The organism is Pseudomonas sp. MIL9 (assembly GCF_016887925.1).
Lineage (GTDB): Bacteria > Pseudomonadota > Gammaproteobacteria > Pseudomonadales > Pseudomonadaceae > Aquipseudomonas > Aquipseudomonas mohnii.
The window spans coordinates 126206-151199 of the sequence record NZ_JAFEHE010000006.1 but is presented as its reverse complement, the minus strand read 5'-3'; the positions used below and the strand labels follow the sequence as shown (position 1 = coordinate 151199).

The window sequence follows — 24994 nt, the reverse complement described above, 5'->3', positions numbered from 1 at the left end:
CGCGCGGGCGCAGTAGTGCAAAACGGGACCGGCCAGAATGCCAACACAATCTGCTGTCCACTCATTCAAGCTCCCTGTTTCTTGCTGTGGCTGGCTATGAAAGACTAGCGACCGTTTCTACCGTCTTCCTGAATTTTTACGCGCCGTTTCAACGCCGTGTGTTTTGAGTGCCCATGCCTGCCATCGAACATCCATTGATAGACCAGTTCCTCGACGCACTGTGGTTGGAGAAGGGGCTTTCCGATAACACCCGCGATGCCTATCGCAGTGATCTGGCCCTGTTCAACGGCTGGTTGCAGGAGAAAGGGCTGGAGTTGGCCAACGCCGGACGCGAGTTGATCCTCGACCACCTGGCGTGGCGTGTGGAGCAAAACTACAAACCTCGTTCAACCGCGCGATTTCTCTCTGGCGTGCGTGGCTTCTATCGCTATTTGCTGCGGGAAAAGCTGATCGCCGTTGACCCGACACTTCGCATCGATATGCCGCAACTCGGCAGGCCGCTGCCCAAATCCTTGTCGGAGGCCGATGTAGAAGCACTGTTGAAGGCGCCTGATTTGAGCGAAGCCATCGGACAGCGCGACCGCGCCATGCTGGAAGTGCTTTATGCCTGCGGCCTTCGGGTGACGGAACTGATCAGCCTGACGCTGGAGCAGGTCAATCTGCGCCAAGGCGTCTTGCGAGTGATGGGCAAAGGCAGCAAGGAGCGACTGGTGCCGATGGGTGAGGAGGCGATTGTCTGGGTCGAGCGCTACATGCGCGATGGGCGCGGCGAGCTGCTTGGCGGGCGTCCCAGCGATGTCTTGTTCCCCAGTCAGCGCGGCGAGCAGATGACCCGCCAGACGTTCTGGCATCGGATCAAGCATCAGGCGAAAGTCGCGGGAATCGGCAAGTCGCTGTCGCCGCACACATTGCGACATGCTTTCGCCACACACTTGCTCAACCACGGTGCCGACCTTCGGGTGGTGCAGATGCTGCTGGGGCACAGCGATTTGTCGACCACCCAGATCTATACCCATGTTGCCCGGGCGCGGTTGCAGGACTTGCACGCCAAGCACCATCCTAGAGGCTAGCGAAAGTCCTGTGGGAGCGAGCTTGCTTGCGATGAGGCCTGAACTTCAACATTAATGGCGCCAGACTGGCCGCGATCGCGAGCAAGCACGCTCCCACAGAAAGCAGTCGTCAAAGCCTTGCATCACCGGGAGTCGGACACCGTTGCCTTATGTGGTAGGCTTTGTCGGTTTGCACGATGGGCGGTTATGACCCGGTGTTTCGGCACGGGCGTTCTGATCGTCCCATTTGTCCGCCTTCAGGAGTTCTCATGCGTCTGACCCAGATTTTCGCTGCCGCCGCCATTGCGTTGGTCAGCACCTTTGCCGTCGCCGATGACGCGGCCGACAAAGCCATCCGTAAAAGCCTGGAAAACCTCCAGCTCGAAGTGCCGGTAGAAAGCATCACCGCCAGCCCGCTGCCGGGCTTGTACGAAGTCAAATTGAAGGGCAGCCGCGTGCTGTATGCCAGTGCCGACGGCCAGTACGTGGTTCAGGGCTACCTGTTCCAGCTCAAGGATGGCAAACCGGTCAACCTGACCGAGAAGACCGAGCGCCTGGGTATCTCCAAGTTGATCAATGAGATTCCGGTCGCTGAAACCGTGGTTTACCCGGCCATTGGCGAAACCAAGTCGCACATCACCGTGTTCACCGACACCACCTGCCCGTACTGCCACAAACTGCACGCAGAAGTGCCTGAGCTGAACAAGCGCGGCATCGAAGTGCGTTATGTTGCGTTCCCGCGCCAGGGCCTGGGCTCGCCGGGTGACGAACAGTTGCAAGCGGTTTGGTGCTCGAAAGACAAGAAAGCGGCCATGGACAAGATGGTCGACGGCAAGGAAATCAAGGCCGCCAAGTGCGATAACCCGGTTTCCAAACAGTTCGCCCTCGGCCAGTCGATTGGCGTGAACGGTACGCCGGCCATCGTTTTGGCCGACGGTCAGGTCATTCCGGGCTACCAGCCTGCGCCACAAGTCGCCAAACTGGCGTTGGGCGCGAAGTAAATTCACATCGTCACGGTCAGCCATTGACGATCATGGTCCGGCAGCAGCATTCGCCGGGCCATCAATAGAGAGCCGCGAGCATGCGGTTGTTTTCACGGCCGGCCTTGAGTCGGCCGTTTTATGGGGAGTTCACAGTGAAACCGGTCAAAGTAGGCATCTGTGGGTTAGGAACCGTCGGTGGCGGTACCTTCAACGTACTTCAGCGCAACGCCGAGGAAATTGCTCGTCGTGCCGGGCGTGAAATCGAAGTGGCACAAATTGCCATGCGCACGCCAAAGCCTCAGTTCCAAACGACCGGTATTGCGATTACCAACGATGTCTTCGAAGTGGCCACGAACCCTGAGATCGACATCGTTATAGAGCTGATGGGCGGCTACACCGTTGCCCGTGAGCTGGTACTCAAGGCCATCGAGAATGGCAAGCATGTGGTCACCGCGAACAAGGCGCTTATCGCCGTTCACGGTAACGAAATTTTCGCCAAGGCTCGCGAAAAGGGCGTGATCGTTGCGTTCGAAGCAGCCGTGGCGGGTGGCATCCCGGTGATCAAGGCGATCCGTGAAGGCCTGTCGGCCAACCGTATCAACTGGGTGGCCGGGATCATCAACGGCACCGGTAACTTTATCCTGACCGAGATGCGCGAAAAGGGTCGCACCTTCGAAGACGTGCTGGCCGAGGCGCAAGCTCTGGGTTATGCCGAAGCCGATCCGACCTTCGACGTTGAAGGCATCGACGCGGCGCACAAGCTGACGATCCTGGCGTCCATCGCCTTCGGTATCCCGCTGCAATTCGACAAGGCCTACACCGAAGGCATCACCAAGCTGACCACCGCTGACGTGAACTATGCCGAAGCGCTGGGCTATCGCATCAAGCATCTGGGCGTGGCGCGCAGCACCGCGGCCGGTATTGAGCTGCGCGTACACCCGACGCTGATCCCGGCCGATCGTTTGATCGCCAACGTCAACGGCGTGATGAACGCGGTCATGGTCAACGGTGATGCTGCCGGCTCGACCCTGTTCTACGGTGCCGGCGCCGGCATGGAACCGACGGCTTCGTCGGTCATTGCCGACCTGGTGGATGTCGTTCGCGCCATGACTTCCGATCCGGAAAACCGCGTGCCGCACCTGGCCTTCCAGCCGGATTCGCTGTCGGCGCACCCGATCCTGCCGATCGAAGCCTGCGAAAGCGCCTACTACCTGCGCATTCAGGCCAAGGACCATCCGGGCGTGCTGGCGCAAGTCGCGAGCATCCTGTCGGAGCGCGGTATCAACATCGAATCGATCATGCAGAAGGAAGTCGAAGAACACGACGGCCTGGTGCCGATGATCCTGCTGACCCACCGTGTGCTGGAGCAGCACATCAACGACGCGATCACCGCCCTGGAAGCCTTGGCTGGCGTTGTGGGTCCTGTCGTACGGATCCGTGTCGAGCACCTGAACTAAGCCGTTATCGTTCACCGGGCTCACGGGTTGAGCCCGGGTTTACGAACACTGTCCATTGGAGTCAGTCATGCGTTACATCAGTACCCGCGGCCAGGCACCGGCCCTGAATTTCGAAGACGTCCTGCTGGCCGGTCTGGCCACCGACGGCGGTCTGTACGTCCCGGAAAACCTGCCACGTTTCACCCAGGAAGAAATCGCTTCCTGGGCAGGTCTGCCGTATCACGAGCTGGCGTTCCGGGTCATGCGCCCGTTTGTCACCGGCAGCATTCCGGACGCCGATTTCAAAAAGATCCTCGAAGAAACCTACGGTGTGTTCGCCCACAGCGCCGTTGCGCCGCTGCGTCAGTTGAACGGTAACGAATGGGTGCTGGAGCTGTTCCACGGCCCGACCCTGGCGTTCAAGGACTTCGCCCTGCAACTGCTCGGTCGCCTGCTCGACTACGTGCTGGAAAAACGTGGCGAGCGTGTGGTGATCGTTGGTGCGACCTCCGGTGATACCGGCTCGGCCGCCATCGAAGGCTGCAAGCACTGCGAAAACGTCGATATCTTCATCCTGCACCCGCACAACCGTGTTTCGGAAGTGCAGCGTCGGCAGATGACCACCATCTTCGGCGAGAACATCCACAACATTGCGATCGAAGGCAACTTCGATGACTGCCAGGAAATGGTCAAGGCGAGCTTCGCCGACCAGGGTTTCCTGAAGGGCACTCGCCTGGTGGCGGTGAACTCGATCAACTGGGCGCGAATCATGGCCCAGATCGTTTACTACTTCCACGCTGCGCTGCAGTTGGGTGGCCCGGCGCGTTCGGTGTCGTTCTCGGTGCCGACCGGCAACTTCGGCGACATCTTCGCTGGCTACCTGGCGCGCAACATGGGCCTGCCGATCAACCAGTTGATCGTCGCCACCAATCGCAACGACATCCTGCACCGCTTCATGAGCGGCAATCAGTACGTCAAGGAAACCCTGCACGCCACTCTGTCGCCTTCCATGGACATCATGGTGTCGTCGAACTTCGAGCGTCTGCTGTTCGACCTGCACGGTCGCAACGGTGCGGCGATCGCCGGGTTGATGGACAGCTTCAAGCAAGGTGGCGGTTTCAGCGTCGAGCAGGAGCGCTGGACCGAAGCACGCAAACTGTTCGATTCGCTGGCAGTGGATGATGCACAAACCTGCGAAACCATCGCCGAAGTCTATGAGCAGACCGGTGAAGTGCTGGATCCGCACACCGCCATCGGCGTGAAGGCCGCACGGGAATGCCGTCGTAGCCTGGATATTCCGATGGTGATCCTGGGCACCGCCCACCCGGTCAAATTCCCGGACGCCGTGGAAAAAGCCGGTGTAGGAAAAGCACTCGAACTCCCCGCACATCTTTCTGATTTGTTTGAGCGAGATGAGCGGTGCACCGTGTTGCCGAATGACTTGAAAGCCGTACAGGCCTTTGTCAGTCAGCATGGCAACCGTGGCAAGCCTTTGTAACGGCAAAAGCTGTCACAAATTGAAGCCCGTCTCCTGACGGGCTTTCTTGTTTCTGCATGCCACACTTGCCGGGAAGAGTCGCCCATGAAGGACGGGCGAGCTGATCATCAAGGAAGTGGCAATGCTGTTTTTCAGAAGGTCAAGGTCAGCCCCATGCTGGCTGTTGTTGCTCGGCGCCCTGGTTTTCTCCCAATGGGGGCTGGCCTCTCATTCGGTGGTTCCTGAGCCCGTGAAGACGATCAGGCTGGACGCTCAAGAGCTGAAATGGATTACCGAGCATCCGCGCGTCATCGTCGCATCACTGGAATACCCGCTGTACCTGTTCAAGGACGAGCATGGCCATTGGAGTGGCTTGAACAGGGATATGCTTGATCGCATCAGCGCCATGACCGGTTTGCAGTTTGTTCATGTCGAGTCCTTTTCGATCGATCAGATGCTTGAAAGTCTGGAGAGGGGGGCTGCGGACATGAGCACCACGCTCTCGATGAATGATGAACGCAAAGCGTTTCTGGACTTCAGCTATGCGTTTGGTGGCGCTGGCTGGGTGTTCGTCGGTCGGGCTGGGGAGCCGCCAGTGCAATCGCTGCAGCAGTTGGCAAAAAGAGTGTTGGTGTTGCCGGCCCGCCACGCCCTGGAGGCCTTGATTCGTCGCGAATATCCAGCCATTGAGTTGCGCTCTGTCAAGACCAGCGCCGAGGCCCGCGCGTGGGTCGAAAGCGGGCTGGCCCATGCAACTATCGAAAACGAGATCGGTGCTCAACTTTTTCCCTCGGGATTGCTTCAGGTGGGCCATATCGTCGAGGGCAAGTGGGACCCGGACTACCTGGCAGTGCGTCAAGGTCAGCCGCAGTTGCTGAGCATCCTCAACAAGGCGCTTGAGGCGTTTCCTCCCGCCGAATTACGTGCCATTCGCCAGAAATGGTTCAATGGGACAACACCAGCGCCAGTACGTACCGTCGGTCAACGGATTGCCGAGTGGGGCTGCTGGGGAGTCGTTATCGCCGGCCTCTTCGGGTTGCTGTCCTTACTCTGGAACCGCCGCTTGGCAGCATTGGTCCAGCAACGGGCACAGGCCGAGAAAAGCCTCAGTGATCAGCTTGCGTTCCAGCACGCGTTGATCGACGCCATGCCTGATCCGATTTTCGTCCGGGATCTGCAAGGGCGTTTGATCCTGTGCAATAAAAGCTATGAGGAGAGGTTGTCGACCCGTTTCGATCAAATGCAGGGGCGCCAACTGATTGAACTCGATGTGTTGCCCAAAGCGACTGCTGAGCTGCTGCACACCGAGTTCATGGCTCAACTGGCTAATCGCAAGTCGCACTTCAGTGAGCGGCAATTGCTGTTCATGAATGGCCTCAGGGACATCTATCAATGGACGGTGCCGTTTTACAGTTCGGACGGCCAACTGCGAGGTTTGCTCGGGGGCTGGACTGATATCGACCAGCGCATCCGACGGGCGTGATGCGCTTGTTTTTTCTCTGTCATCTTTGGCATGCATGCTCTATCGACGGGAGGCTCAGCTTCCCGGCAATCGGTTTTCAGAACTTTCTTCTCGGGCCAGCGGTCATTTACTGTAGAGATACCCCAGGCACTTTGTTTCGGACTATTGAGTGGTGATCGAGATGGAAAGTATCAGTCTCTTGCTCGGTGAGGCTCTGAGCCCGTACCAGGTGACGCTGACCCCGTCGGGTATTCATGGTGAATGCCGGGTGTCATTGACGAATACGATGGGTGCCGTTGTGGTCGAACGCGAGTTCAACCAGGCCCAATTGAGTGATAAACGTCTGCTCACGGATGTGGTCGACGGTTTGCATCGCGATGTGCTGATTGCGGAAGGACGGCTGGAGCCCTGTGTCATTGCGGCATTGCGCCATGCAGCTCAAGACAAGTTGCTGGCCCGCCGGAATTGAAATTGTTTTTTGTGGGAACCTTCCTGCGCCCGGATCAGTCAGATCTTTTAACAGCAGGATCAAGCATTGTGCTCCGGTGCTTGTAGCTTGCTGCCAATGGTCTATAGATAGGCCACGTTTAACCCCGAGTCGTCTCCCCACTTCTCGGGGTTTCTTTTTGTCGGGTGGTTGTCAGTGCCCGGCCTGCAGCTCAAAAAATGCCTTGGACGCCTGCAGATACTCGCTGCGACTTTCCGGGTCGAGCCAGGCGGCGTAGGCCTCGCTCAGTTCATCGCGAGGCAGGTTGTGCAGTAGTTGATTGATCTCGATGATTGCCTGTCGGCCTTGGGGCGTGTCGGTACAGCCGATGTAGCCGGACAGGTACTTGCCGGTGCCGCGAATCGGATAGAACTGCAATTCATCCTCGTCGATCCCTTGTCGCTGAGCCTGGTAGCGGATCTCCGGTCGGTAGCCCAGCAACAGGTGCAGGCGCCCGAGGCGTTGCATCTGAAGCAGGCTACCCAGCGCGTCGTTGCCGTAGTGCAGGGTCAGTGCTTGAGGGGAGGCTTGCTTGAGCAGTGCATCGATAAACTCGCCGTAGTTGCGTTCGGCAACAATCCCCAGCGTTACGCTGCCAGTGGCCAGCAGGGCCGCCAGATCCACCTCTCCGTCCTTGATGAAAGGCGTCAACACCTCCCGATCGCCACGGCGTACGGCCAAGCCGTTGCTCATGGCGCGGAAGACCGGAACGGAAAACGCGATCCAGTTATCGCGCTCCTTGCTCCAATTCAGCGCTGCATCGCACGTGAGCGCCGATTCGCGGAGCATTTGCAGTCCGCGGGCACGATTGACCTTCTTTACGCTGTGCTGGTACTGGGGCATGCTGGCGATTAGCTGCCGCAACAGCTGATCGATGACACCCTGATTCTTGTCCGGCCCTTCGAAAATGAACAGTGGCGGCAGGTCCCGCTTCAGCCAGACCAGGGATTCCCCGGCCTGTGCCAGCATTGGCAAGGTCAGTCCGCTGATCAGCCACATGCTCACCAACGCAAACAACACCCGCCTGTTCAGTGGCAGGCAGTGCTTGATTGACCGCGCCAGCAGACGCTTCAGCTCAGATGGCCCCGTCTTTGCGCAGCTGTGCGATCTGCGACGCGTCATAGCCAAGTTCCTGGAGTACCTGTGCGTTATGCTCACCCAGTTGCGGCCCGACCCATTCACATTCACCGGGTGTCTCTGAGAGTTTCGGCACAATCCCCGGCATCTTGAAGTCTTTGCCATCAGGAAGCTTGGCCTGCAGGAACATTTCCCGGGCCAGGTATTGCGGGTCGCTGAACATGTCTTCGGCGCTGAAGATCCGGCTGGCGGGCACATCGGCCTGGTTCAAGCGCTCTATGACCGTGTCCAGCGGCAACGAATTGACCCAGCGATCGATCACCCCGTAGAGCTCGTCGCGGCGGCTGTCGCGCCCATCGTTGCTGGCCAGGGTCGGGTCATTGGCCAGGTCTTCGCGACCGATGATCAGCATGAAACGCTTGAAGATCGCATCGCCATTGGCGCCGATCTGCACATGTTTGCCGTCGGCGCTGGTGTGGATCGAGGAGGGGGTAATACCGGGCATGATGTTGCCGGTGCGTTCGCGAATAAAGCCGAAAACATCAAATTCCGGGACCATGCTTTCCATCATGGCGAAAATCGCTTCATACAGCGCCACATCCACCACTTGCCCCTGGCCGCCATTGACCTCGCGGTGACGCAGGGCCATCAGCGCACCAATCACGCCCCAGAGGGCAGCGATCGAATCACCAATGGAGATCCCGGTACGCACCGGCGGCCGGTCTTCGAACCCGGTGATGTAACGCAGGCCCCCCATGGATTCACCGACCGCTCCAAACCCCGGCTGATCCTTCATCGGACCGGTCTGACCGAAGCCCGAGAGTCGCACCATCACCAGTTTCGGGTTCAGCGCGTGCAAGACCTCCCAGCCCAGACCGAGTTTTTCCAGCACGCCGGGGCGGAAGTTTTCGATCAGGATGTCCGCTTCACTGAGCAGCTTTTTCAGAATCGCCAGGCCATCCGGATGTTTGAGGTTGAGCGTCAGCGACTTTTTGTTGCGCGCCTGAACGAACCACCACAGCGAAGTCCCTTCGTACAACTTGCGCCACTTGCGCAGCGGATCGCCACCGTCCGGAGACTCGATCTTGACCACATCGGCACCGAATTCGGCGCAGATGCGCGAGGCAAACGGACCGGCAATCAAGGTGCCCAATTCGATGACTTTCAGACCCGAGAGCGGTTTGTCGGTGAGCGGCATACTAAATCCTGTAGGACAAAAGACTGAGCGAATACAGACTTTTAACATAGCCGACTGTCAGGCGCTCAAGGTAGATCGCCTTCTATTCGTTGATTGCCTGCCGCATCGGTTAGACTTGCCGACTTTCCTCGTATCAAGAAGCCCGTTCATGGCCCAGCCGTCCACGACCTACAAGTTTGAACTGAACCTCACCGACCTCGACCGCAGCGTCTACGAGAGCGTCAAGCAGACCATCGCCCGTCACCCTTCGGAAACCGAAGAGCGTATGACGGTGCGCCTGCTGGCCTATGCCCTCTGGTACAACGAGCAGCTGTCCTTTGGCCGTGGTCTTTCAGAAGTGGATGAACCGGCCTTGTGGGAAAAAAGCCTGGATGACCGTGTCCTGCACTGGATCGAAGTCGGCCAACCGGATGCCGAGCGCCTGACCTGGTGTTCGCGTCGCACCGAACGCACCAGCCTGCTGGCCTACGGCAGCTTGCGCGTCTGGGAAGGCAAGGTGATCCCGGCGATCAAAAACCTGAAAAACGTCAACATCGCCGCCGTGCCCCAGGAAGTTCTGGAAACCCTGGCCAAGGACATGCCTCGCGTTATCAAGTGGGACGTGATGATCAGTGAAGGGACGATTTTCGTCACTGACGATCGTGGCCAGCATGAAGTCCAGTTGCAGTGGCTGGCCGGCGAACGCGGCTGATCAGTCGCCGCCGGACCGCGTCATGCATTTTTATCCCACGTACTGAAGAGAAACTCCTGTCACCCCATGCGCATCGAATCTCGCCTGTTGCCCGACCCCTTGCCATTGCTGGGTGATATTCCACCCCTGCTGACCCGACTCTACGCCGCGCGGGGCGTGCAATCCGCAGTCGAGCTGGACAAGAGTCTGGCGCGGCTGATTCCGTTCCAGCAGCTCAAGGGCATTGATGCTGCCGTGGACCTGCTGGTGACCGCGCTTGAACAGCGGCAACGGATTCTGATCGTCGGCGATTTCGACGCCGATGGCGCGACGGCCAGCACCGTGGGCACCCTGGGTCTGCGCCTGCTGGGCGCGGCCCATGTCGATTACCTGGTGCCCAACCGTTTTGACTACGGTTACGGCCTGACACCGGAGATCGTCGCCGTGGCGCTGGAGCGTCAGCCACAGCTGTTGATCACCGTGGACAACGGTATTTCCAGTGTCGAAGGTGTGGCCGCAGCGAAAAAGGCTGGCCTCAAGGTGCTGGTCACCGACCACCACTTGCCCGGTGATGAATTGCCCCAGGCCGACGCCATCGTCAACCCGAACCAGCCAGGTTGTGAGTTTCCGAGCAAGGCGCTGGCCGGTGTCGGGGTGATTTTCTATGTGCTGATGGCCCTGCGCGCGCGCTTGCGCAGCCTGGGCTGGTACGAGAACAAGCCGCAGCCGAACATCGGCGAATTGCTCGACCTCGTGGCGTTGGGCAGCGTGGCTGACGTGGTGCCGCTGGATGCCAACAACCGGATTCTGGTGCACCAGGGCCTCGAGCGGATTCGCGCCGGACGTGCGCGGCCGGGCATCAAGGCGATCCTCGAAGTGGCCAAGCGTGAGCCGGCGCGCATCACCTCCACCGACCTGGGATTCATTGTCGGCCCGCGCCTGAACGCAGCGGGGCGCCTGGATGACATGAGCCTGGGCATCGAATGCCTGCTGACCGAGGATGCGGCGCTGGCCCGCGAGATGGCCGCTCAGCTGGACGGCATGAACCAGGACCGCAAATCCATCGAGCAGGGCATGCAGCGTGAAGCGCTGGCCCAGCTCAAGGATTTGCCGGTGGATTCCATGCCATTTGGTCTGTGTCTGTTCGATCCCGAGTGGCACCAGGGCGTCATCGGCATCCTCGCATCGCGCATGAAAGAGCGCTATTTCCGTCCGACCATCGCCTTTGCCGATGCGGGAGACGGGCTGCTCAAGGGCTCGGGGCGTTCGGTCCAGGGCTTCCATATCCGCGATGCCCTGAGCGTGGTGGCGGCGCAGCATCCGAACCTGATCAGCAAATATGGCGGCCATGCCATGGCCGCCGGTCTGACCCTGCCGGAAGCTAATTTTCCGCTGTTCGCCGAGGCCTTTGACGCTGAGGTGCGCAGGCAATTGCGCGAAGAAGACCTGACCGGGCGTCTGCTGTCGGACGGCACCCTGGCGGTCGAGGAGTTTCACCTGGAACTGGCCCGCGCGCTGCGCCATGCCGGTCCCTGGGGGCAACACTTTCCGGAGCCGCTGTTTCACGGGGTGTTTCAGTTGGTCGAGCAACGCGTCGTCGGCGAACGGCACCTCAAGGTGGTGCTCAGAAGCGAATGTGGTTCGGTCAAGCTCGATGGCATTGCCTTTGGTGTCGACCGCGATATCTGGCCGAATCCGACCATCAAGTGGGTGGAACTGGCCTACAAGCTCGACGTCAACGAGTTCCGCGGCAACGAGACCGTTCAACTGATGATTGCCCACATCGAACCGCGTTGAGCCGATACATGTAGGAGCGAGCTTGCTCGCGATGGTCGTGAACGATAACGCGCTGAATCTGGTCTCCATCGGCGCCTCTGGTTTTTTCGCGAGCAAGCTCGCTCCTACTGCGATGTCGACTAGGCTCTAAGCACTGCTTGATAATCCTTGTGACGTCTTGTCGAATTTTTTGCCCGCGGGGGCGGGTGCTGCACCTATTTCCTGTCACTCGTCGACTTTTCAAACAGAACCCTGGAGCCTGACCACTGATTCGAGAGGTGCCCCATGAGTCTGCTGCTTGAACCCTATACCCTTCGTCAACTGACCCTGCTCAACCGCATCGCGGTATCCCCGATGTGCCAGTATTCCAGTGTGGATGGCCTGGCCAATGACTGGCACCTGGTCCACCTCGGCAGCCGTGCCATCGGCGGGGCCGGACTGGTGTTCACCGAAGCCACGGCGGTCACGGCCGACGGGCGTATCACCGCGCAAGACCTTGGTTTGTGGAACGATGAGCAAATCGAGCCACTGCAACGCATCACCCGCTTCATTGCTGCCCAAGGCGCCGTTGCGGGTATCCAGTTGGCGCACGCAGGGCGAAAGGCCAGCACCTATCGGCCGTGGCTGGGCAAGCATGGCAGCGTCAAGATCGAAGAGGGCGGCTGGCTTCCGGTCGGCCCGTCACCGATCGCGTTCGACCCCCAGCACACTCAGCCCAGGCAGCTTGATGACGGCGAAATCGCCAACGTCATTCAGGCCTTCGTCGATTCGGCCAAGCGCGCGCTGATCGCCGGTTTCAAAGTGGTCGAGGTGCATGCGGCCCATGGTTATCTGTTGCACCAGTTTCTTTCGCCCTTGAGTAATCAACGGCGCGATCAATACGGCGGATCATTCGAAAATCGCATCCGCCTGGTGCTGCAAGTCACCGAAGCGGTGCGCGCGGTGTGGCCCGAAGAGTTGCCGTTGTTTGTCCGGGTTTCGGCCACTGACTGGGTGGAGGACGGCTGGAATCCCGATGAAACCGTCGAGCTGGCGCGGCGGCTCAAGGCGCTGGGTGTGGACCTGATCGATGTTTCGTCCGGCGGCACGGCGGCGAATGCGGAAATTCCCACTGGGCCTGGTTATCAGACTCGCTTTGCCGAGCGCGTTCGCAAGGAAGCTGAAATTGCGACTGGCACCGTAGGAATGATCACCGAGCCGGCTCAGGCCGAACACATTCTGCGCACCTGTCAGGCGGATATCATTTTCCTGGCCCGCGAGTTGTTGCGCGATCCTTACTGGCCGCTGCACGCGGATGACGATCTCGGCGGACGCAAAGCCATCTGGCCAGCGCAGTACCAGCGTGCGACCCACCGTGACCAACCCATCCATGAATCAGATTTGCGGGATATATGAGACAGCGCCTCTTGTAGGAGCGAGCCTGCTCGCGATGGACGTCAACGATAACGCGCTCGGCCGGATACCCCGCGTTGCCCTGGCGTTTTTCGCGAGCATGCTCGCGCCTACAGTATCAAGCGGTGCAATCAGGCTGCTTCGATCTTGCTGCGGTGCTGCTCGACCTTGTTCAGGTAATCCTTGAGCTTGTCCTGTTCCGCGGCCGTGGTGAACAACCCGAGCTTGCTGCGGCGCCACAGGATGTCGTGTGCGGTGGTGGCCCACTCTTCACTGCACAAGTAATCGACTTCGCGGGTGTAGAGGCCGCCACCGATGTGTTCGCCCATGTCACTGAGGTTCTGTACGCCTTCGAGCAGACGCCAGGTACGGCTGCCGTAGGTGGTCGCCCAGCGGCGCGAAATTTCTGTCGGGACCCAGTCGAACTTGTCGCGAATCAACGCGCTCAGCGCTTGCGGGGTGGTCATGTCTTCGCCGCCCGGCAAGGTCGCGTTGGCGGTCCAGCTCGGCTTCATCTGCGCAAAGTACGGCGCCAGTTGCGCAAGCGCCGATTCGGCCAGTTTGCGGTAGGTGGTCAGCTTGCCACCGAATACCGACAACAACGGTGCTTCTTCGCCACTGCCCGACAGCGCCAGGGTGTAATCGCGCGTGACGGCCGACGGGTTGTCGGATTCGTCGTTGCACAGCGGACGCACGCCGGAATAACTGTGCAGGATGTCGTCGCGGCTGATTTGCTTTTTGAAGTGGGCATTGACCACTTTGAGCAGGTAGTCGGTTTCGCCTTCAGTGATCGCCACCTTTGCCGGATCGCCCGTGTATTCGCGGTCGGTGGTGCCGATCAGGGTGAAATGGTTCAGGTAAGGAATGGTGAACACGATGCGCTGATCTTCGTTTTGCAGAATGTGCGCGTGCTCGCCTTCGTACAGCTTCGGCACGATCAGGTGGCTGCCCTGGATCAGGCGGATACCGTAGGGCGATTCCATCTTCAGGTCGTCGCGGATGAACTTGGCGACCCATGGGCCAGCGGCATTCACCAGCGCCTTGGCGCGGATCGAAAACAGACTGCCATCGGTGCGCTCCAGATGCAGGTGCCACAGGCCTTTGGCGCGACGAGCGCTGACGCAACGGGTCTGAGTGTGAATATGGGCGCCTTGTTCCCGGGCGGCCATGGCGTTCAGCACCACCAGCCGTGCGTCGTCGACCCAGCAGTCGGAGTATTCGAAGCCCTTGGTGATTTCACTTTTCAGCGCGCTATCGGGACCGAACTTCAGGCTTTTCGAACCGGCGAGTTTTTCCCGTTTGCCCAGATGGTCGTACAGGAACAGGCCGGCACGAATCATCCAGGCGGGTCGCAGGTGCGGGCGATGTGGCAGCACGAAGCGCATTGGCTTGACGATGTGCGGAGCCTTGGCCAGCAGGACTTCCCGCTCGGCCAGCGCTTCGCGCACCAGACGGAATTCATAGTGTTCGAGATAACGCAGGCCGCCATGGATCAGCTTGCTGCTGGCCGACGAGGTATGGCTGGCCAAATCATCCTTTTCGCAAAGGAACACCGAGAGACCGCGACCGGCGGCATCCGCTGCGATCCCCACGCCATTGATCCCGCCACCAATGACGGCGATATCGTAGACCTCGGCAAGAGGGGGCGTAGGCAAGGTGGAAGTGGGCATCGGCTCGGGCCTCGGGATTCTTTGAAGTTCTGTATTTGAAATCGAACATGAATGTTCATTTGCGAAAATACTAGCCCATTAAGACGCGCGCAGCCAGTCAGCTTCGATTGAAAATACTCATCGAAAGGCGTTTAAAGGAAAATTATCGAACATTTTGCAGAGGGGGAGGGGAAGTAGGTTCTATAGGAACCTGGCTTGCCGGCAATGGCGTCATTCAGGCCGATCGCCGCCAAGCCGACTCCTGCAGATTATTTAATGGCGCGGTGTTAAACGACTTCCAGTCTGACTTTGTGCTGGCTCAAAAGCTGCGCCAGCGCAGGGGAAGGCTGCTGATCCGTGACCAGACAATCAACCAGGCTGATCGGCCCCAGGCGAATCATGGCGTTGCGCCCGAACTTGCTGGAGTCGGCCGCCAGAATCACCTGGCGGGCATTGGCGATGATCGCCTGGGAAACCCGCACTTCCTGATAATCGAAATCCAGCAGGCTGCCGTCTTCATCGATGCCGCTGATGCCAACCAGGGCGAAATCGACCTTGAACTGGTTGATGAAATCGACACTGGCCTGACCGACCACGCCACCGTCACGTCGCACATTGCCCCCGGTCAGCAGAACATCGAAGTCGTCCTTGGCGCTGAGCATCGAAGCCACATGCAGGTTGTTGGTGATGATTTTCAGATGGCTGTGGTTGAGCAGCGCCCGGGCAATCGATTCGGTGGTCGTGCCGATATTGATGAACAGCGAGGCGTGATCGGGGATCTGTGCGGCGATCGCTTCGCCGATGCGCTGTTTCTCGTCGCGCATCTGATCGGCGCGCATGGCGTAGGCGGTGTTTTCGACGCTGGAGTCGTAGGCTGCGCCGCCGTGGTAACGACGCAACAAATTGGCTTCCGCCAGCTGATTGATATCGCGGCGAATGGTCTGCGGTGTAACAACGAACAGCGTGGCCATTTCCTCGATACTGACGTACCCGCGTTCGCGGACCAGTTCGAGAATTTGCTGCTGACGGGGAGGCAGATTCATGGGGCGTCCTTTGGGCTGCCGAGCAAAATTTGCCCATGATGCCGCAGGAATCTCCTCCCGACCAGTTACTCGCGGATACAGTCTGCTGCCTGGGTTATTCAGCCCCTTCGTGCGGCTCCCAATCGCGGGTGCGGCTGACGGCTTTTTTCCAGCCGGCGTAGAGTTTTTCCTTCGCCGCTTCGTCCAGCGCCGGTTCGAACTTGCGTTCAATAACCGCCTTGCCGCGCAGTTCTTCCAGGCTGCCCCAGAAGCCGCAGGCCAGGCCTGCCAGGTACGCGGCACCCAGTGCGGTGGTCTCGCGCATTTGCGGGCGCTCGACCTGCGTGCCGAGGATGTCGGCCTGGAACTGCATGAGGAAGTTGTTCGCCACGGCGCCGCCGTCCACGCGCAGGGCCTTGAGGCGTTCGCCGGCGTCTTGCTGCATGGCGTCGAGCACGTCGCGGGTCTGGTAGGCAATCGACTCCAGCGCGGCACGAATGATGTGATCCACACGGACGCCCCGGGTCAGGCCGAACAGTGCGCCACGGGCATAGGGGTCCCAGTAGGGCGCGCCCAGGCCAGTGAACGCCGGTACCAGGTACACGCCGTTGCTGTCCTTGACCTTGTTGGCGAAGTATTCGGTGTCGTGGGCGTCGTTGATGATTTTCAGCTCGTCGCGCAGCCACTGGACGGTGGAGCCGCCATTGAACACAGCGCCTTCCAGGGCGTAGGCCACTTCACCGCGCGGACCGCACGCGATGGTGGTGAGCATGCCGTGTCTGGACTTCACGGCTTTGTCGCCGGTGTTCATCAGCAGGAAGCAACCGGTGCCGTAGGTGTTCTTGGCCTGGCCTGCCTCGACGCACATCTGACCGAACAGCGCCGCTTGCTGGTCGCCGGCGATCCCGCCGATGGCGATGCCGCTTTTGGTATGGCCGTAGATCTCCGACGACGATTTCACCTGGGGCAGCATTTCACGCGGGATGTCCAGCACCTCCAGCATCTTCGCGTCCCACTCCAGGGTGTGGATGTTGAAGAGCATGGTGCGCGAGGCGTTGGTGTAGTCGGTGACGTGGACCTTGCCGCCGGTAAATTTCCAGATCAGCCAGCTGTCGACGGTGCCGAACAACAACTCGCCGTTGCGCGCGCGTTCACGGCTGCCTTCGACGTGATCGAGGATCCACTTGAGTTTGGTGCCGGAGAAGTACGGGTCGGTGACCAGGCCCGTGGTCTCGCTGATGTATTGCTCGTGGCCATCACGCTTGAGCTGCTGGCAGATCTCGGTGCTGCGGCGGCACTGCCAGACGATCGCGTTGTAGATCGGGCGGCCGGTGTTCTTGTCCCAGACCACGGTGGTTTCACGTTGGTTGGTAATGCCGATGGCGGCGACCTGATCGTGATGCAGGCCGGCTTGAGCCAGGGCCTCGACCATCACGGCGCTTTGGGTGGCGAAGATTTCCATCGGGTCGTGTTCGACCCAGCCCGCTTGCGGGTAATGCTGGGCGAATTCGCGCTGTGCAGTGCAGACCACGTTGGCGTCGCGGTCGAAGATGATCGCGCGGGAGCTGGTCGTACCCTGATCGAGGGCAATGATGTAGTTCTTATTCTGTGTGTCGGTCATGTCGATTGCCTTGGACGAAATAAGGGAGTGAGGTCTGGCGCGCGATTGAATGGGCAGAATCACGTGCCAACGGTATCAAGAAATTCTTGGTTTGCCGTCAATGGCCGGTGCTGTGTCCTTTGTAGCAGGTGCGACGCTTGGCAGATGGCGGGCAATGACCCCGCGATAGGCTGCGGCGCCGAGGCAGGCCCCGATAATCGGTGCGAAAACCGGAACCAGGAAGTACGGGATATCGCGCCCGCCGGTGAAGGAAATGTCACCCCAGCCAGCGAAGAACGTCATCAATTTAGGGCCGAAGTCACGGGCGGGGTTCATGGCGAAACCGGTCAGCGGTCCCATCGAACTGCCGATCACAGCGATCAGCAAACCAATCAGGACTGGCGCCAGCGGGCCGTTCGGCAGGCCATTGTTGTCGTCAGTCAGGGACATGATCACGCCCATCAGAATGGCGGTGATGATCACCTCGACCAGAAAGGCCTGTGAGGTGGACAGGCTCGGATTGGGAAAGGTGGAGAACACCGACGCCAATTCCAGGCTGGCTTCAGTGCCGCGAACCATATGGTGAGTTTGTTCGAAATCGAAGAATAGATTGCTGTACAGCGTGTAAACCAACAAGGCGCCACAAAAGGCACCCGCCACTTGGGCCAGGATGTAGAACGGCAGTTTGCGCTTTTCGAAGTCGGCGAAAATGCTCAGCGCGATGCTGACGGCAGGGTTGAGATGAGCGCCGGAAACCCCGGCGGTCAGGTAGATCGCCATGCTCACGCCGATACCCCAGATGATGCTGATTTCCCACAGACCAAAGCTGGCACCCGCGACTTTGAGGGCGGCGACGCAACCCGTACCAAAAAAGATGAGCAAAGCAGTACCCAGGAACTCGGCCATGCATTGGCTCGAGAGCGACGGTTGTTGTAAAGCGGTTGTCATTGAAACCTCATTTTTTATTGTCTGGCGCTTTCTTTCCATCATGGTCAAAGCGCGTTTTTTCACCGGGTCAGGATCCCCATCCATTGCCCGGTTTGTTGCTGGGTGCTGCGGTAGGACGTTTCGTGCAGTTTCAAAAACGAAAAAATATAGACAAGAAACACTGCTGTCAAAGGTCGAAAGTGAACCGTCAGTCAGAATGCAACTATTCGTCGCATGAATGACCTATTGATTGAATGGACGGAAGGGCGCGCCATAGAGCCTTTTGTGGACCAATGTCCTAGAATCCCGCCCAATATTTTCTACCGCCGCCAAGTCTGGAGCTGTCATGACACCCGCATTGGATTTGTTGAAAAAAGTTCGCGCCGAACACCGAGTGCACAGTTATGAGCATGACCCGAAGGCCGCTTCCTATGGGCTGGAGGCGGCGGAGAAACTCGGGCTCGACCCTGCGCAGGTGTTCAAGACCCTGCTGGCTGCCAGTGAGAAAGGAGAGTTGCTGGTCGCGGTAGTGCCCGTTGCCGGCACCTTGGACTTGAAGGCCCTGGCTCACGCGGCCGGGGTGAAAAAGGTCGAAATGGCCGATCCTGCGGCGGCGCAGCGTTCAACCGGTTATCTGTTGGGTGGGATCAGTCCGTTGGGGCAGAAGAAGCGCTTGCGCACGTTTATCGATAATTCGGCTCAGCCTTTTGCGAGCATTTTTGTCAGCGCAGGTCGACGCGGTCTGGAAGTTGAATTGGCCCCTGCCGTGCTCGCCGAACACACCCAGGCGAAGTTCGCTGACATCGGGCGCGGCTGAGTCGCTGTATGGCGAAAATTAGTCAGCACTGTCACTGGTGCAGCGTTGTCGACCGCTTCATGCTCAAGGGCAAAACACAAGGAGACGGTTATGCAGCTTGAGTTTCACCAGGTCGATGCGTTCAGTGATCGGCCATTTGGCGGCAACCCGGCAATGGTTTACCGGCTCGATGCCTGGCTCGCCGATGAGTTGATGCAGAAAATCGCCGCGGAGCACAATCTCGCCGAAACGGCCTTCGTGGTACGTGAAGGGCAGGGTTGGCGCATCCGCTGGTTCACTCCGACCACCGAGGTTCCATTGTGCGGTCATGCAACGCTGGCCAGCGCTTATGTATTGTTTGAAATCTATAAAGAGCCGGTCGAGCGTCTGGACTTCACCTGTCAATCCGGTCCGTTGAGTGTGAGTCGCGACGGTGGGCGTCTGTGGCTGGACTTTCCGGCGATCGTTCCTTCGGAAATAGGTGTGAGCCTGGATGTCGAGCGCGCCCTGGGCGTGGAAGCCATCGATGTGCTGGGTTCGAATGAGCTGTTCGTGGTGCTGGAGTCCGAGCAGGCGGTGCTCGACTGCAAGCCTGACATGGTTGCCCTGGCGAAGCTGCCCTGGCTGGGGGCGATCGTGACCGCCCGGGGCACCAAGCACGATTTCGTGTCGCGCTATTTCGCTCCAGCCATTGGCATCAATGAAGATCCCGTGACCGGGTCGACCCATTGCTGTCTGATTCCGTATTGGTCGGCGCGGTTGGGCAAGTCGAGCCTGACGGCTTATCAATGTTCGGCGCGGGGCGGAGAGTTGTTCTGCCGATTGGAGGGGGAGCGGGTGAAGATCGGCGGGAATGCGACGCTGGTGGCGAGCGGAACGTTGATGCTGGATTAAACCGATTCCTTTGTGGGAACGAGCTTGCTCGCTCCCACAGGGATTGTGTTTCTCAGTGAGTAGCGCTGTACCGCCGGACACCGGATTCGACGACCGGAATCTGTGCCGCCGTGCTGCCGGAAGCCTGGAATAGCACCAGGTGTTCCGCCGCGACCCGAATACCCACCTCCACACCCGTCTGATGATCGACATGGCTGGGGAAGATCGACTCAAGTTGTGCGCCGGTCGCCAGTTGCAGGCGATACAAGGTCGATGCGCCAAGGAAGGTCTTGCCAACGATCCGCGCTTTCAACGCGCTGTCCGGTGCATAGACGATATCGTCCGGACGCAACAACACATCCACCGCACCACCGACCGGCCAGGTGTAGGCACGGTTGCCGCGCAACTCGCCCAATTCGGTCTGCACCGACTCAGGACTGCTCAGTTGGCCACGAATGAAATAACCCTGGCCGATGAAGCTGGCCACAAAGGGTGTCAGCGGTTCGTGATAGAGGTTGTAGGGCGTATCCCACTGCTCCAGGCGACCTTCCTTGAACACGCCAACGTGATCACTGACGGCGAATGCTTCTTCCTGATCGTGGGTCACCAGAATCGCACTGGTGCCGCGGGCCTTGAGGATGTCACGAACCTCATGGCTGAGCTTGCGGCGCAATTCACCATCGAGATTGGAAAACGGTTCGTCGAGCAGTAGCAGCTGCGGCTCCGGCGCCAGGGCGCGGGCCAGGGCGACACGTTGCTGTTGGCCACCGGAAAGCTCATGGGGGAAGCGCTTGCCGAGGTTTTTCAGGTTGACCAGTTCCAGCAACTCTTCGGTGACGCGATCCTTTTGCGGGTGCTTGCGGATCCCGAAGGCAATGTTGTCGGCCACGCTCAAATGGGGAAACAGCGCGTAGTCCTGAAACACCATGCCGATGCGGCGCTTCTCCGGTGCAAGGGTGAAGCCGGCACTGGAAATCGTTTCGCCCGCCAGCTGGATGTCACCTTCGTGCACCGGTTCGAAACCGGCAATCGCACGCAGGGTGGTGGTCTTGCCGCAGCCCGAAGAGCCGAGCAGGCAACCGATGTCGCCCGCATTCAAATGCAGGTTGAGGTTCTGCACGACCCGCTGGTCTTGATAGCCGCAGGCGAGGTTGCGCAGGTTAAGCAGGAGTGGCTGACTCATGCGTGGTGGTACGAAGGCGGAACGAGAAATTCGAGCAGGGCCTTTTGCGCGTGAAGACGGTTTTCAGCCTGGTCCCACGCGACCGAGCGCGGGTCGTCGAGCAGATCCACACTGATTTCTTCGCCCCGGTGCGCGGGCAGGCAGTGCATGAACAGAACGTCGGGGGCAGCCAGGTCAAGCAGGGCACGATTGACCTGGTATGGCGCGAACAGCTCCAGACGCTTGGCGGTTTCTTCTTCCTGGCCCATGGAGGTCCAGACATCGGTGCTGACCAGATGCGCGCCGCGTACGGCATCTTTCGGATCACGCACGATGGTTACCCGATCGCCGGCCTGGGCCAGAAACTCCGGGTTCGGCTCATAGCCTTCCGGGCAGGCGACGCGCAACTGGAAGTCGAACTGGATCGCCGCTTCTATATAGCTGTTGCACATGTTGTTGCCGTCACCGATCCAGGCCACGGTCTTGCCCTGGATGGCGCCGCGGTGTTCGAGGAAGGTCTGCATGTCGGCCAGCAACTGGCACGGGTGCAAATCGTCGGACAGGCCGTTGATCAGCGGCACGCGCGAATTGGCGGCGAATTGGGTCAGGGTGCTGTGGGAAAACGTGCGGATCATCACCGCATCGAGCATGCTCGACATGACGATGGCAGCATCACTGATCGGCTCGCCACGGCCCAGTTGGGTGTCGCGTGGCGACAGGAAGATCGCCTGGCCACCGAGCTGGATCATGCCGGCTTCGAAGGAAATGCGGGTGCGGGTCGAGGATTTTTCGAAAATCATCCCGAGCACGCGATTTTTCAGGGGCTCGAACAGTACGCCGCGGTTACGCAGGTCCTTGAGCTCAACGCCTCGACGGATCACGCTGACCAGCTCTTCGGGCGTGCAATCCATCAGGGAGAGAAAGTGCCTTGCGCTCATCATTGACTACCTTTTTGCTACAAACCGCAGATGCTCAAAGCCTTGTTTAACGGAACAACGGGCGAGACCTGCGGCGTAAGCCGCACGGGGCGACGAAATAAGGGAAGGCGCGATCTTATAATTAAATGTCGCGTCTTACCAATAGGGCTACGGTTTTTAGGGGATTTCAGAGGGGCTACGGGTTCACCGCAGTAGCGCTTTTGAAGCCTGTTTCCTGACAGTAGCCGGGTCTTTGTACACCGGCCCCGCTCAGCTTGGCAATCAAGCGAGGCGTTGGCGGTGCATTGTGGTCGGTTTTATGACCTGTTGTTTGCAGGCTTCGTGTACAGCGCTGCCAATCTGAAACACTTGCTAACGCAAGGTGCTGGGTTATAAATAAATCACGAGTGATGCAGGAAGCCTTGGCATGGAATCGAAAGAACAGCAGTTGATGGAGTTGCTCGGCCTGACGGCCCGCTCCCTGACTCACCTGACCGCCTCGATGACCTCGATGTCCTTCGAACTCTTGCGAAGTGACGACAAAGTGACCCGGGAAGCCGCGCGACGCATGATCGACCGCATGGTTACCATCAGCGCCGGGCTGGACGAGCATTGGCGCCTGATCGGCGAACTGACCGGAGTGCAGGCCGCCCACGAACCGATCGAAACCGTCCAGCCGCTCCAGTCGCAGGTGCCGCCCGGGCTGCCATCGAGCTGATCGTCAGCGGCCATCGGCTGGCCTGATGGCCACCAATTCACAAGACGAACGTCGCTGGCGCGCTGGCGGGGCAGGCGCCATAGTTTTGTTCCCGCGGCCGACATTGCCCGCCCAGAACAAGACAGAGACTGGCCATGACCAAGACTCTCCATCACCGTGCGTGCCACCTGTGTGAAGCCATCTGTGGCCTGACCATCGAAACCACCGAGCTCGAAGGCCGTGTGCAGATCACTTCGATCAAGGGCGATCCGCTGGATACGTTCAGCCGTGGGCATATCTGCCCCAAGGCTGTCGCCCTGCAGGACATTCAGAACGACCCGGACCGTCTGCATCAACCCATGTTACGCGTGGGCAGCGAATGGCAGCCCATCGAGTGGCAGGACGCCTTCAACCTTGTGGCCGAACGCCTGGCGGCGATTCAGGAGCGTCATGGGCAAAACGCGGTGGCGGTCTATCAAGGCAACCCCAGCGTGCACAACTATGGACTGATGACCCACAGCAATTACTTCCTCGGTCTGTTGAAAACCCGCAACCGGTTTTCCGCGACGTCGGTCGATCAATTGCCCCATCACCTGACCAGTCATTTGATGTATGGCCACGGTCTGCTGCTGCCGATCCCGGACATCGATCACACCGACTTCATGCTGATCCTCGGTGGTAATCCGCTGGCCTCCAACGGCAGTATCATGACTGTGCCGGATGTGGAAAAGCGCTTGAAGGCGATCCAGGCCCGGGGCGGCAAAGTGGTGGTGGTCGACCCGCGCCGCAGCGAAACGGCAGCGATCGCCGACCAGCATCTGTTCGTGCGCCCAGGTGGCGATGCAGCCTTGCTGTTCGGCTTGCTCAATACTTTGTTCACCGAAGGTCTGACCCGCGACAGTCATTTGCCGGTGGATGGCCTGGATGAGGTGCGCGAGGCTGTTGCAGGTTTCACCGCCGAGGCCATGAGCCCGTTGTGCGCGGTGCCGGCCGAGCAGATCCGCCAGTTGGCGCGGGACTTCGCCGCAGCGCCAAGCGCGGTTTGCTATGGCCGCATGGGCGTCTCGACCCAAGCGTTCGGCACGCTGTGCCACTGGGTCGTGCAATTGATCAACCTGGTCACCGGTAACCTCGATCGCGTCGGGGGCGCGATGTGCACCGAGCCGGCGGTGGACCTGGTGGCCTCCACATCGGGTGGGCACTTCAATCTGTGGCAGAGCCGAGTTTCGGGGCGCCCCGAATATGCTGGCGAGTTGCCCGTGTCGGCGCTGGCCGAGGAGATGCTGACCGAGGGAGAAGGGCAGGTCCGTGCGCTGATCACCGTGGCGGGCAATCCGGTATTGTCCACGCCCAATGGCCGACAACTGGAACAGGCGCTGGACGGGCTGGAGTTCATGGTCAGCGTCGATTTGTACATCAATGAAACCACGCGCTATGCCGACCTGATCCTGCCATCCACCTCGGCGCTGGAAAACGACCACTACGACACCACGTTCAATATGTTTGCGGTGCGTAACGTCAGTCGGTTCAATCGCGCAATCCTGGCCAAGCCCGAAGGCGCGCTGCATGACTGGGAGATTTTTGTCGGGTTGGCCAAGGCCTTCGCCGCAAAGACCGGCAAGGAATTGAAACCGACCATCGCCCCTTCGCAAATGATCGATCGCGGCTTGCGCATGGGGCTGTATGGCGATGCCTCGGAACACAAACTGTCTTTGGCAACGCTGTTCGATCATCCTCATGGGGTCGATCTGGGGGCGCTGAAACCCAATCTGGCGCCACGTCTGAAAACCGCCAATCAGCGAATCCAGGCCGCTCCAGCCGCGATCCTTGCCGATCTGGCGCGCTTTGCCGCATTGCGGGCACCGGCTGCTGACGAGTTATTGATGATCGGCCGTCGTCATGTACGCAGCAATAACTCATGGATGCACAACTATCACCGGTTGGTGAAAGGCAAGCCGCGTCATCAGTTGTTGATGCACCCGGATGACCTGGCCAGTCGCGGCTTGAGTGACGGGCAGCGTGTGCGGATCAGCTCCCGGGTCGGCACGATCGAAGTTGAAGTGCTCGGCAGCCTGGATATGATGAAAGGTGTGGTCAGCCTTCCGCACGGCTGGGGCCATGCGCGACCCGGTGTGCAAATGACCATTGCCAGTGGCCAGCCAGGCTCCAGCGCCAACGACCTGACGGACGAGTGTCAACTCGATGAGTTGTCGGGCAATGCGGCGTTGAACGGTGTTCCGGTGACCGTGGCGGCGGCCTGATCGTATCTGACGGAGAGACCGAGCAGGGTGCTCGGCTTTCCGTTACAATGCGCCACCGTGCCGACCCATGAGTCGGAAAGTTC

21 protein-coding genes are annotated in these 24994 nt (G+C 59.6%); 13 read left to right on the top strand and 8 right to left on the bottom strand.

Annotation, left to right across the window (positions count from 1 at the left end; all coding sequences use genetic code 11):
• The first annotated feature begins 173 nt into the window (after positions 1-173).
• The 6 genes from xerD to JQF37_RS09035 all read left to right on the top strand — a co-directional run bounded on the left by xerD (position 174) and on the right by JQF37_RS09035 (position 6876).
• A complete protein-coding gene (xerD, locus tag JQF37_RS09060) occupies positions 174-1070 on the top strand; it encodes a site-specific tyrosine recombinase XerD (RefSeq protein ID WP_103403883.1) in 897 nt (298 codons plus the stop codon).
• A gap of 248 nt (positions 1071-1318) precedes the next feature.
• Positions 1319-2050, top strand: a complete 732-nt coding sequence (dsbC, locus tag JQF37_RS09055; RefSeq protein WP_047532736.1) for a bifunctional protein-disulfide isomerase/oxidoreductase DsbC — start codon at positions 1319-1321, stop codon at positions 2048-2050.
• 134 nt (positions 2051-2184) lie between these two features.
• Positions 2185-3489 carry a homoserine dehydrogenase gene (locus JQF37_RS09050; RefSeq protein WP_130204451.1) on the top strand — a complete coding sequence of 435 codons (1305 nt, stop codon included), beginning with the start codon at positions 2185-2187 and terminating at the stop codon, positions 3487-3489.
• 67 nt (positions 3490-3556) lie between these two features.
• On the top strand, positions 3557-4966 hold the full coding sequence (gene thrC / locus JQF37_RS09045; protein WP_007990037.1) for a threonine synthase: 1410 nt from the start codon (positions 3557-3559) through the stop codon (positions 4964-4966).
• Between the two features lie 121 nt (positions 4967-5087).
• The gene (locus JQF37_RS09040) at positions 5088-6428 is read left to right on the top strand and encodes a transporter substrate-binding domain-containing protein (RefSeq protein ID WP_130204452.1); all 1341 of its coding nucleotides are present in this window, start codon (positions 5088-5090) and stop codon (positions 6426-6428) included.
• Between the two features lie 160 nt (positions 6429-6588).
• Positions 6589-6876, top strand: coding sequence for a DUF3509 domain-containing protein (locus tag JQF37_RS09035; protein WP_130204453.1), 288 nt, complete (start codon positions 6589-6591; stop codon positions 6874-6876).
• A gap of 171 nt (positions 6877-7047) precedes the next feature.
• Here JQF37_RS09035 and JQF37_RS09030 read toward each other — a convergent pair whose 3' ends face one another.
• Positions 7048-8016 carry a TIGR02285 family protein gene (locus JQF37_RS09030; protein WP_130204454.1) on the bottom strand — a complete coding sequence of 323 codons (969 nt, stop codon included), beginning with the start codon at positions 8014-8016 and terminating at the stop codon, positions 7048-7050.
• The gene (locus tag JQF37_RS09025; RefSeq protein WP_130204455.1) at positions 7970-9169 is read right to left on the bottom strand and encodes a CaiB/BaiF CoA-transferase family protein; all 1200 of its coding nucleotides are present in this window, start codon (positions 9167-9169) and stop codon (positions 7970-7972) included. Before JQF37_RS09025 ends, JQF37_RS09030 begins: the two co-directional genes overlap by 47 nt.
• A gap of 148 nt (positions 9170-9317) precedes the next feature.
• Between JQF37_RS09025 and JQF37_RS09020 the strand changes: the two genes are divergently transcribed.
• The 3 genes from JQF37_RS09020 to JQF37_RS09010 all read left to right on the top strand — a co-directional run bounded on the left by JQF37_RS09020 (position 9318) and on the right by JQF37_RS09010 (position 13010).
• A complete protein-coding gene (locus tag JQF37_RS09020; protein ID WP_047532723.1) occupies positions 9318-9860 on the top strand; it encodes a YaeQ family protein in 543 nt (180 codons plus the stop codon).
• A 66-nt stretch (positions 9861-9926) separates the two neighbouring features.
• Positions 9927-11636 carry a single-stranded-DNA-specific exonuclease RecJ gene (gene recJ, locus JQF37_RS09015; protein ID WP_130204456.1) on the top strand — a complete coding sequence of 570 codons (1710 nt, stop codon included), beginning with the start codon at positions 9927-9929 and terminating at the stop codon, positions 11634-11636.
• A 264-nt stretch (positions 11637-11900) separates the two neighbouring features.
• A complete protein-coding gene (locus tag JQF37_RS09010; RefSeq protein WP_130204457.1) occupies positions 11901-13010 on the top strand; it encodes an NADH:flavin oxidoreductase/NADH oxidase in 1110 nt (369 codons plus the stop codon).
• 128 nt (positions 13011-13138) lie between these two features.
• Here the strand turns inward: JQF37_RS09010 and glpD are convergent, their stop codons facing one another.
• The 4 genes from glpD to JQF37_RS08990 form a co-directional block, all read right to left on the bottom strand.
• A complete protein-coding gene (glpD, locus tag JQF37_RS09005; protein WP_130204458.1) occupies positions 13139-14677 on the bottom strand; it encodes a glycerol-3-phosphate dehydrogenase in 1539 nt (512 codons plus the stop codon).
• A gap of 266 nt (positions 14678-14943) precedes the next feature.
• On the bottom strand, positions 14944-15699 hold the full coding sequence (locus JQF37_RS09000) for a DeoR/GlpR family transcriptional regulator (protein ID WP_047532714.1): 756 nt from the start codon (positions 15697-15699) through the stop codon (positions 14944-14946).
• Between the two features lie 94 nt (positions 15700-15793).
• Complete coding sequence (gene glpK, locus JQF37_RS08995; protein WP_130204459.1) at positions 15794-17299, bottom strand: glycerol kinase GlpK; 1506 nt, start codon at positions 17297-17299, stop codon at positions 15794-15796.
• A 75-nt stretch (positions 17300-17374) separates the two neighbouring features.
• A complete protein-coding gene (locus JQF37_RS08990; protein WP_130204460.1) occupies positions 17375-18226 on the bottom strand; it encodes an MIP/aquaporin family protein in 852 nt (283 codons plus the stop codon).
• Positions 18227-18551: 325 nt separating this feature from the next.
• Between JQF37_RS08990 and ybaK the strand changes: the two genes are divergently transcribed.
• A complete protein-coding gene (ybaK, locus tag JQF37_RS08985; protein ID WP_130204461.1) occupies positions 18552-19022 on the top strand; it encodes a Cys-tRNA(Pro) deacylase in 471 nt (156 codons plus the stop codon).
• 90 nt (positions 19023-19112) lie between these two features.
• Positions 19113-19895 (top strand): PhzF family phenazine biosynthesis protein, encoded by a 783-nt coding sequence (locus tag JQF37_RS08980; RefSeq protein ID WP_130204462.1) that lies wholly within the window; start codon positions 19113-19115, stop codon positions 19893-19895.
• A gap of 52 nt (positions 19896-19947) precedes the next feature.
• On the opposite strand, the gene JQF37_RS08975 is transcribed toward JQF37_RS08980, so the two are convergent.
• Positions 19948-21057, bottom strand: a complete 1110-nt coding sequence (locus JQF37_RS08975) for an ABC transporter ATP-binding protein (RefSeq protein ID WP_130204463.1) — start codon at positions 21055-21057, stop codon at positions 19948-19950.
• On the bottom strand, positions 21054-21974 hold the full coding sequence (gene argF / locus JQF37_RS08970; RefSeq protein ID WP_047532701.1) for an ornithine carbamoyltransferase: 921 nt from the start codon (positions 21972-21974) through the stop codon (positions 21054-21056). The genes JQF37_RS08975 and argF overlap by 4 nt, the downstream gene beginning before the upstream one ends.
• A 406-nt stretch (positions 21975-22380) precedes the next feature.
• Here argF and JQF37_RS08965 point away from each other — a divergent pair, with 406 nt between their 5' ends.
• Together JQF37_RS08965 and JQF37_RS08960 are read left to right on the top strand one after the other, a co-directional pair.
• Positions 22381-22671: a hypothetical protein gene (locus JQF37_RS08965; protein WP_130204464.1), complete on the top strand. Its 291-nt coding sequence runs from the start codon at positions 22381-22383 to the stop codon at positions 22669-22671.
• 134 nt (positions 22672-22805) lie between these two features.
• Positions 22806-24911 (top strand): molybdopterin oxidoreductase family protein, encoded by a 2106-nt coding sequence (locus tag JQF37_RS08960; protein ID WP_130204465.1) that lies wholly within the window; start codon positions 22806-22808, stop codon positions 24909-24911.
• Positions 24912-24994 lie beyond the last annotated feature (83 nt).